Source organism: Clostridium sp. HV4-5-A1G, assembly GCF_900184915.1.
Taxonomy (GTDB): Bacteria; Bacillota; Clostridia; order Clostridiales; family Clostridiaceae; genus Clostridium_B; species Clostridium_B aromativorans.
In genome coordinates this window covers 1-9,210 of record NZ_FXYI02000147.1, presented here as the reverse complement: position 1 = coordinate 9,210, position 9,210 = coordinate 1, and the positions used below count along the sequence as shown (strand labels likewise).

9 protein-coding genes are annotated in these 9,210 nt (G+C 32.3%); 1 reads left to right on the top strand and 8 read right to left on the bottom strand.

From position 1 onward, the window contains the following. Window positions 1-259 precede the first annotated feature (259 nt). On the top strand, window positions 260-661 hold the full coding sequence (locus tag J5G60_RS13975) for a DUF1573 domain-containing protein (RefSeq protein WP_150357964.1): 402 nt from the start codon (window positions 260-262) through the stop codon (window positions 659-661). Window positions 662-699: 38 nt separating this feature from the next. Here J5G60_RS13975 and disA read toward each other — a convergent pair whose 3' ends face one another. The 8 genes from disA to J5G60_RS13935 all read right to left on the bottom strand — a co-directional run bounded on the left by disA (window position 700) and on the right by J5G60_RS13935 (window position 9,026). After that, window positions 700-1,764, bottom strand: coding sequence for a DNA integrity scanning diadenylate cyclase DisA (gene disA / locus J5G60_RS13970; RefSeq protein WP_150357965.1), 1,065 nt, complete (start codon window positions 1,762-1,764; stop codon window positions 700-702). Window positions 1,765-1,778: 14 nt separating this feature from the next. Next, window positions 1,779-3,134: a DNA repair protein RadA gene (gene radA, locus J5G60_RS13965; RefSeq protein WP_150357966.1), complete on the bottom strand. Its 1,356-nt coding sequence runs from the start codon at window positions 3,132-3,134 to the stop codon at window positions 1,779-1,781. Between the two features lie 165 nt (window positions 3,135-3,299). Continuing rightward, entirely contained in the window at window positions 3,300-5,738 is a 2,439-nt protein-coding gene (locus J5G60_RS13960; protein WP_150357967.1) for an ATP-dependent Clp protease ATP-binding subunit, read from the bottom strand. A 20-nt stretch (window positions 5,739-5,758) separates the two neighbouring features. Continuing rightward, window positions 5,759-6,796: a protein arginine kinase gene (locus tag J5G60_RS13955; protein WP_150357968.1), complete on the bottom strand. Its 1,038-nt coding sequence runs from the start codon at window positions 6,794-6,796 to the stop codon at window positions 5,759-5,761. Between the two features lie 2 nt (window positions 6,797-6,798). Then, a complete protein-coding gene (locus tag J5G60_RS13950) occupies window positions 6,799-7,347 on the bottom strand; it encodes a UvrB/UvrC motif-containing protein (protein WP_150357969.1) in 549 nt (182 codons plus the stop codon). 57 nt (window positions 7,348-7,404) lie between these two features. Then, a complete protein-coding gene (locus J5G60_RS13945; RefSeq protein WP_150357970.1) occupies window positions 7,405-7,890 on the bottom strand; it encodes a CtsR family transcriptional regulator in 486 nt (161 codons plus the stop codon). Window positions 7,891-8,058: 168 nt separating this feature from the next. Continuing rightward, window positions 8,059-8,691: a histidine phosphatase family protein gene (locus tag J5G60_RS13940; RefSeq protein WP_150357971.1), complete on the bottom strand. Its 633-nt coding sequence runs from the start codon at window positions 8,689-8,691 to the stop codon at window positions 8,059-8,061. A gap of 101 nt (window positions 8,692-8,792) precedes the next feature. After that, window positions 8,793-9,026, bottom strand: coding sequence for a hypothetical protein (locus tag J5G60_RS13935; protein ID WP_150357972.1), 234 nt, complete (start codon window positions 9,024-9,026; stop codon window positions 8,793-8,795). Window positions 9,027-9,210: the final 184 nt, after the last annotated feature.

Here is a 9,210-nt window from a genome sequence, read left to right as displayed (position 1 = left end):
TAAGGCATACGATATCTAGTACGGTCTCGTGTGCTCTGAGATTTTTATAATAGACAGTTATTATCCCTTATATAATTATATCAAAAATTGAGATCCATAAACAATTTTGTCCATTTTTTACATACTAATCCCCCTATTCATAAAATTATTCTTGGTTTATTATATAATAAATAAGATAAGTTTCCACCTAACAAGATCATCTAAAACTACAATTAAATTTGTAGATAATATGCTAAATTTATATAAGGAGTTGAACTTAATGAAAGATGTAATCTTTGATGATTTCCAGAACACTGTAAATGAGTCATTATTAAGGCACAAAAGTATTTTAGATATAATAACTAAACTTCAAGAGTCAAATGCCAGAATAAATAGAGCAATTGTAAAATCCGTTACAAATTGCGGTTGCATAGAAGTTTGCGCTAAAAAGCAAAATATACTTGAAAATACTAATATGGATATTGAATCTTTAAAAACATGTTTGAGTACACAAATAAAAGGGACATTATGTGATAATTGCAGGGATGTAATACAAAATGAGATAGGTAATAATTTATTCTATCTTACATCACTGTGCAATGCACTGGATTTAAATTTATACGATATACTCTTAAAAGAATATGATAAAATAACTACCCTTGGTAAATACTCTTTTAGATAATTTTTAGCACAAAATAATATGACTATATTTATTTTGTGCTAAAGCTTATTATCTACCATGATCTGCTCTCTAAGCCGCCTAAGTCCATTTTTTATAGCTCTGGCTCTAGCTTCACCTATACCTTCCACTTTATCAAGATCTTCATAGGATGCTTCCATAACTCCTTTAAGTTCCCTGAAGTTTTTAACTATATTGTCTATTACATTAGATGGTATTCTGGGAATTTTGCTTAACATTCTGTATCCTCTCGGGGATATCAATGTATCTACAAGAGGTACTCCCACATACCCCAGTGCTTTAGATATAAAATCAAGATTCAACAGTTCATCTGAACTTATGCCTTGAATTTGCTTATATATATCATCATAATCCATATCACTTTGGCAGTAATCTCTTATCATAAATATTCCATCTCGCTCAACTCCCTTAATAAGTTCGTTTAACTGCATGGAAATCAGCCTTCCCTCATTTCCCAATTCACATATATATACTTCGATTTCAGAAACCACTCTCATTACCATTTCAGTTCTCTGAATAGCAGTCATTACATCAAACAGCGTAACTATATCCTGAAATTCAAGAATATTGAGATTGCTAACCACCCTATCCAACACGGATACATATTTTTCCAAAGTTTGGAGAGCCTGATTAGCTCTCGCTAGCATAACACTACTATCTCTAAGTACATATTTAATATACCCCTTATATATAGTTATAACATTCCTTCTCTGAGAAATTGCTATAACTATGGCTCCAGTCTGTTTTGCAACTCTATCTGCAGTCCTGTGTCTCGTGCCAGTCTCAAAAGTCGGAATACTTGAATCTGGAATAAGCTGAGTATTTGCATATAGTATCTTTTTTAAATCACTGCTGAGTATTATAGCTCCATCCATCTTTGCAAGTTCATATATATAAGAGGGGCTGTAATCTGAATTAATAGTAAATCCACCATCTACAATTTTTAATATCTGTTCGCTGTCTCCTAATACTATTAGTCCACCAGTTTTCGCTTTCAATATATTTCTGAGCCCTTCCCTAAGCTGAGTCCCTGGTGCTAAGAGTTTTAATATACTTTTAAGTTCTTTTTCCTTTTCCAATCTCAAAATTATCACCCTAATTAAAAAACTTTATTCAATACCTCCTTCAAAGAAGATATTCCTATGATATTTATTCCATTAATATTTATTTTTTCTTTACTTCTATCTGGTACTATTATATTCTTAAATCCCATTTTTTCCGCTTCATTTACAATCCTGCCACAATAGGATACAGGTCTAACCTCACCTGTGAGACCAATTTCACCTACGGCCAAAAAATTATCCAATAATATATCTTTGGCTTTAGCACTGGATATAAGAGCAATTGCAAGGCCTAGATCACCAAAAGTACCATCTATTTTAAGGCCTCCTACCACATTTACATAAACATCACAATTGTAAAACGGTATTTTAAGCTTCTTCTCCAATACTGCCAAAATTAAATTCAACCTGGAGATATCCACTCCAACCACTGTCCTTCTGGGAATAATAGCCTTGGTCTGACTAACTAAAGCCTGTATTTCAACCAGAATAGGTCTTTTACCCTCCATTATACCTATAACAACGGAGCCTTCTTTCTGAGATGTCCTTTCCTCTAAAAACACTTCAGAAGGATTCATTATTTCTCTAAGTCCGTTTTCTATCATCTCAAATACACCAATCTCACTGGTAGTACCAAAACGATTTTTAACAGTTCTAAGTATTCTAAACTCCCCTGTTCTTTCACCTTCAAAAGATAACACAGTATCTACCATGTGCTCAAGCACTCTTGGTCCCGCTAGTTCCCCTTGTTTAGTAATATGAGCCACTATAAAAAAGGATATATTATTTTCTTTCCCTATACGCATAATATCGTTAGAAGTTTCTCTTACTTGAGACACACTACCCGGTGCTGAGCTAATAGATTCTTTAAATAAAGTCTGTATAGAATCTACAACTACAAATATGGGTTCATTTTTTTGTACATGTTCCTCTATTTTATCCAAATTAGTCTCGGAAACTATAAAGAGATCATCAGATAATGCCTTAAGCCTATCCCCCCTCATTTTTATCTGTTCTTCGGACTCCTCTCCTGAAACATATAATACTTTTCCATATCTTTTGGCAATATTACTGGCAGTTTGCAAAAGTAATGTGGATTTTCCTATTCCTGGAGCACCTGATATAAGTGTAATAGATCCCCTCACAATACCTCCACCTAAAACTCTGTTCAATTCCATTATACCAGTATCAAGTCTTTCATATTCACCTGATTTTATATTATTTATACTTTTAGGTGTACTGCTAAATCCTAAATGCTTAAAAGATTCTATTTGAGGGGACTTAATTTCTTCCACCATACTGTTCCAACTGTTACAACTAGGACATTTCCCGAGCCATTTTGGAGATTGATATCCACATTTCTGGCACGTAAAAACAGTTTTTTTTCTTGCCACTCAATTGTCTCCTTTCATATTAAAACATGATCATACAACATTTTTAACTACTTTTGTAAAAAATGTTTAGATTTCAATAAAAATTAAGCTTTATGCCTACAAGGCATAAAGTTTAATTTTTATCTTTTTAAAATAGCTTCAAGAATCATCTAGTTAAAGATACTCCTAATTAACTTTGTCGAAAAATAATTCTTCATTATTTACATCTACCTTTACATTATCTCCTTTTTTGACATTTCCTCTAAGCATTTCCTCTGAAAGTTTATCTTCTACAATTTTCGTTATAGCTCTTCTCAGCGGTCTTGCACCATAGGTTATATCAAAACCTTCCTTTGCCAATAATTTTTGGGCTTCTTCAGTAAAATTAATTTTTATATCTTGATCCATAAGCCTTGCAGAAACACTTTTCAACATGAGTTTTACTATTTGTAATAAATCTTTTTTCTCCAATTGATGGAAAACTATTATATCATCAATTCTATTTAAAAATTCAGGCCTAAAAGAATCTTTAAGTTCTTCCATTATATTATCTTTCATTTTTTCATATTGACTTTCCTTTGTGCTTTCATCTTCAATTGCAAATCCCATGGATTTTTGTTTTCTTATAGTAGATGCCCCCACATTGGATGTCATTATTATTATGGTATTTTTAAAGTTTATAGTCTTTCCTTTACCATCCGTCAATCTTCCATCTTCAAGTATCTGCAGCAGTATATTGAATACCTCAGGATGGGCTTTTTCTATTTCATCAAATAATACCACTGAATATGGATTCCGCCTTACTTTTTCAGTAAGCTGGCCGCCTTCATCATAACCCACATATCCTGGGGGAGAGCCTATAAGTCTAGATACAGTGTGTTTTTCCATGTATTCGGACATGTCAATTCTTATCATGTTATTTTCATCACCAAACATGGCTTCAGCTAATGCCTTTGACAGCTCTGTTTTTCCAACACCAGTAGGTCCCAAAAATATAAATGAACCTATAGGTCTTTTCGGATCTTTAAGTCCCACTCTAGCTCTTCTAACTGCCCTCGATATGGATTTAACTGCTTCGTCCTGTCCTATTACTCTCTTATGGAGAATATTTTCCAAATTCAACAGTCTCTCCGATTCCTTTTCAGTTAATTTTTCCACTGGAATATTAGTCCACTGAGATACAACCGATGCAACTTGCGGTTCTCCAACTATGAGGGTGGATACTTCTTTCTTAGTTTTCCAATTAGTTTTTAATCCCTCTAATTTATCCTTTAATTTCTTTTCCTCGTCTCTTAATTTAGCCGCTTTTTCAAAATCCTGAACTCTAATAGAATCTTCTTTCTCCTTAGTTATCTTTTCCAGTTCCTCCTCCTTTTTCTTTAGATCAGGTGGAGCAACCAGATTTTGTATTCTCACCTTAGCAGCCGCTTCATCAATTAAATCAATGGCTTTATCTGGCAAATATCTATCCGTAATGTATCTATCTGACAAATTTACTGCGGCATCAATAGCCTCATCTATTATCTTCACCCTATGATGTGCTTCATATTTATCTCGTAACCCCTTTAATATTAAAACAGCTTCTTCTTTAGTAGGTTCCCCTACTAATATAGGCTGAAACCTTCTCTCAAGAGCAGAATCTTTTTCAATATACTTTCTATACTCATCTATAGTTGTAGCTCCAATACATTGAATTTCTCCTCTTGCTAAAGCAGGCTTTAATATATTTGATGCATCTATAGCACCTTCAGCTGCTCCTGCCCCTATTATAGTATGAACTTCATCAATAAACAATATTACATTACCTGATTTTCTTATTTCTTCCATAACTTTTTTAAGTCTTTCCTCAAATTCTCCTCTGTATTTTGAACCTGCTATCATGGAGGAAAGATCCAATGTGACCACTCTTTTCCCTTTTAAAAGCTCAGGAATATTAGCTGAAACTATTTTTTCTGCAAGTCCCTCTGCTATGGCAGTTTTCCCTACACCAGGATCTCCTATTAAACAAGGATTATTTTTAGTTCTTCTGCTCAATATTTCAAGAACCCTTTGAGTTTCTTTCTCTCTGCCTATTACTGGATCCAATTTTCCTTCTCTTGCCATATCAGTCAAATCCCTGCCAAACTGATCAAGCGTTGGAGTAGGTTCACCCTTTTCCTTTTTAGTTCCATTTAAATTTGAAGACTGCTCTCCTGAAAGCGCATCTACGAGCTCTTTTCTAAGCTTATTGAAATCTGCTCCTAAATTATTTAAAATAGTAAAAGCTACACCTTCTGACTCTCTAATTAGCGCAAGCAAAATATGCTCCGGGCTAATATAATTATGATTCAAGTTTCTAGCTTCAAACAAACTCAATTCTAAAAGCCTCTTTGTCCTAGGGGTAAGTGGAATCTCCTTGTTATATAGATCTATTTCTCCTCTGCCCTCATATTCTTCTATAAAGCTTCGCACTGTTTCAATAGTAATATTCATATTATTTAAAAGATTCTTAGCTATTCCATCTTCTTTTAATATACCAAGAAGTACATGTTCCGTACCCACGTATCCATGTTGAAGCGCTTGAGCTTCTTCTTGGGCGTAGATCAGCACTTTTTGTGCCCTCTCTGTAAATCTTCCAAACATCATAACCAAATTCACCTTCCCTTTTACTGGGCTGTATTTACAGCCAATTTTTCTCTAACGAGCTTTGCTCTATTAAAATCTCTTTCATTACTCGACAAATTTTTATCATATTGCTTTTGTATAGCAGCCGGTTGTATATTCACTAAAAGATCATTTAATGTAACTTTATTCACATCATTAATTATTCCCATCTCTACTCCCAATCTTACATCGGATAAAAGCTTCAGGCATTCATTTGAATTTAAAAGTACAGCTGATCTCAATACACCAAGTGCTCTATAAATTCTATCCTCCAGCTCATATTTATATTTTTTCATAAGACTGCCTCTGGAAATTTTCTCCTCATTTATCACCTGAATAACTATAGCCTTTAAGCTGCTTAATATTTCTTCTTCACTTCGTCCTAAAGTTATCTGATTAGAAATCTGGTATATGTTTCCCACAGGTTTAGAGCCTTCACCATACAATCCTCTAATGGTCATTCCAACCTGGGCCAATGCATTCAACAGTCCATTCATTTGATTATTCAGTGAAAGTGCCGGCAGATGCAGCATAACAGATGCTCTCAATCCCGTGCCAATATTAGTAGGACATGCTGTCAAATAACCTAACTTTTCATCAAAGGCATATTCTAGATTTTCTTCAAGAAGATCATCAATTTTATCACTTAAGCTATAGGCTTCTTCTAAATTTAATCCTGCTGTTATACACTGAATTCTTACATGATCCTCTTCATTTATCATAATACTTACGGTTTCTTTATCATTGAGAATAAAAGCGGTTTTATCACTATTTTCTATTAAATTTTTGCTTATAAGATGTTTTTCCAGATAAAGCTGCCTCTCATTATTATTTTTTTCCCATAAATAATTAGTTTTAAATTCCTGTCTAATTTCCGGTGAAGTATAAAAAGCATTTTCTATACCTTTTATTACATCCCTGCTCCTTTCTACATTTAATTTACGAGGGAAAGGAACTTTAGCCAAATTTCTCGCCAGCCTCATTCTGCTACTTATAACCAAATCTTCCTTATTATCACAAGTAGTAATCCAATTGTCCACAGCTAATCCTCCTTTCTGTTATCTTTATTTTGCCCATTTTGTCCCTCTATGTCTTTTATCATGTCTCTTATTGTGGCTGCCTTCTCATACTCTTCTAGAGACACTGCATTTTTAAGATCTGCTTTCAATTTTAAAAGCTTTTTCTCTTTAATCATATTTTTTCCAGCTCTTTTTGGTATTTTCCCTTTATGATCTAAATTAACCTGAACTCTTTTAATAATTGGGCCTAAAATATTGCTAAAGTTTTTATAACACTCGCTGCATCCTAAAAGACCTGTTTTTTTAAATTCATTATATGAAGTTCCACAATTTTTACAGGATATATCAAAACTCTTATACTGCTCGTTATTGGCATTTATCATATAATCCATAATTCCGCCTAATATATTCTGGAAACTAAATGGAGATACAAAATCTATCTGAGGTACAAAATTAAGTTCCCCTTTTTCCATGGCACATTTTTCACATAAATTAATATCCCGTCTGGAACCATTTATTATCTTCGTTATATGAACTGTAGCTTCATTTTTTTTACATATATCACAAAGCACATTATCACTCCCATATATATTGTTATTACTTTAACACAATTTTATTATATCACATATTTATCTATTAATAACAAATTTAGGTGTATTAAATATAAGCACCATAACTGCCTTTAATATCTCTGCCCTCAATTTATTCTTGCTCTCAAGTTGAACATTGTTTAACGTCCTATCATTTATTACAGTCTTTAATATCATATTTTCCCTTTCCGTTATTACTTCCTCTTCAAATAATCCCTCTATGATCTTTACAGCTGAATTATAAGTTATACTATCTCCTATCTTTCTGATTATGGTTTTAAGCAAATTTTTATTGCAATTAAACTCAATCTTTCTTATAATTATACATCCGCCGCCACCTCTTTTACTTTCTATATAATAACCTTTATCCATAGTAAATCTAGTAGTCAACACATAATTTATCTGGGAAGGAGCACAACTAAAATAGTTGGCCAAATCATTTCTTCCAATCTGAAGCTGAGTTTCATCGCTATTATTAAACATATCTTTTATAAATTCTTCTATTATATCTGACAGTCTTGCCACCTTATCACCTTCTGACTTTGACTTTCTTTGACCTTTATTTAATAATATTATTTATATCCCTTTTAATCAACTTCTATATAAGCTAATATTAAGCAATTTACATTCATATATTCAATATATCTGATATTTTATCCATTTTTTAAAATATATATTAATTTTAATTGCAATTTATATTGTCTCTACCTTTTTCACCTTCCCTAAATGTGACAAATCCCCATATAACACAACCGTAGCTTGTCCATTTTGTATATTTACTTGACTCAAACTCGTCTGATGAATATAGGGTGTATGCCATAACTCATCCAAAGACATACCCTGAAAATATGACATTATTATCTTTAAAGTCACAGCATGAGTTACAAATAATACACTTTTGCTCTCATATTTATTTATAACTTCTTTAATTAAGGGTATTATTCTTGCTCTCACCTGTTCAAATTTCTCGCCGCCAATTGGCTCATAAATTTTAGGGTTAGTCCAAAAATTATGAAGCTGTTCTGAGTTTTTTTTCTCAATTTGTTTTTGATCAAAACCTTCCCATTCTCCTAAATCTATTTCCATAAGCCTTTCATCTTTTATTATGGGTATATTTTTGGAATTTACTAATATTTTTGAAGTCTTTATTGCTCTACCCGACGGACTGGAATACACCACACTAAAATCAATATTTTCCAATCTTTTTCTTAATAAATTAGCTTGTCGAATTCCTCTCTCAGTAAGAGGTGAATCCTTTCTACCCTGCATTCTCATTTCAGTATTCCACAATGTTTCTCCATGCCTTGTCATATACAATTTAATCATACATTTCTCTCCTTATCAACAGTTTAACATTATTTTACATACGACATAGTTCTTATAATTTTTTATTATACCATACAATTTTTATTTTTTTAATTTATTCCCTACATTTTAAATGCTTTTATGTAACGCCGCTTTCCATCACAAGTTTCATTTAAGCTAACAGTAAATTTTTTATTCTTCAGCATATTGCATATTATTTCTTTATTTTCATCATCATCTCCATCTATCTCTATCGTCAAATTGTCATTTTCCCCTATTATCGACATATAATCATATACACTACTATAATCCTCTAAAACAATCTTCCCTTTTATATTCATTTTATATTCAGACATATTATCTATCTCCTGTAGATTTAAGTACTTATTAACAAAATTATTATTTATTCTAAACAGCCAAAATATACATAAGCTTAAAAATTTGAAAATATATCAGATAACTTTACTTTTACCCTATCTACAGGATTTCAATCAAAATTTATAAATAGAAAACTTCCAACATATATTATATATTAAAAAT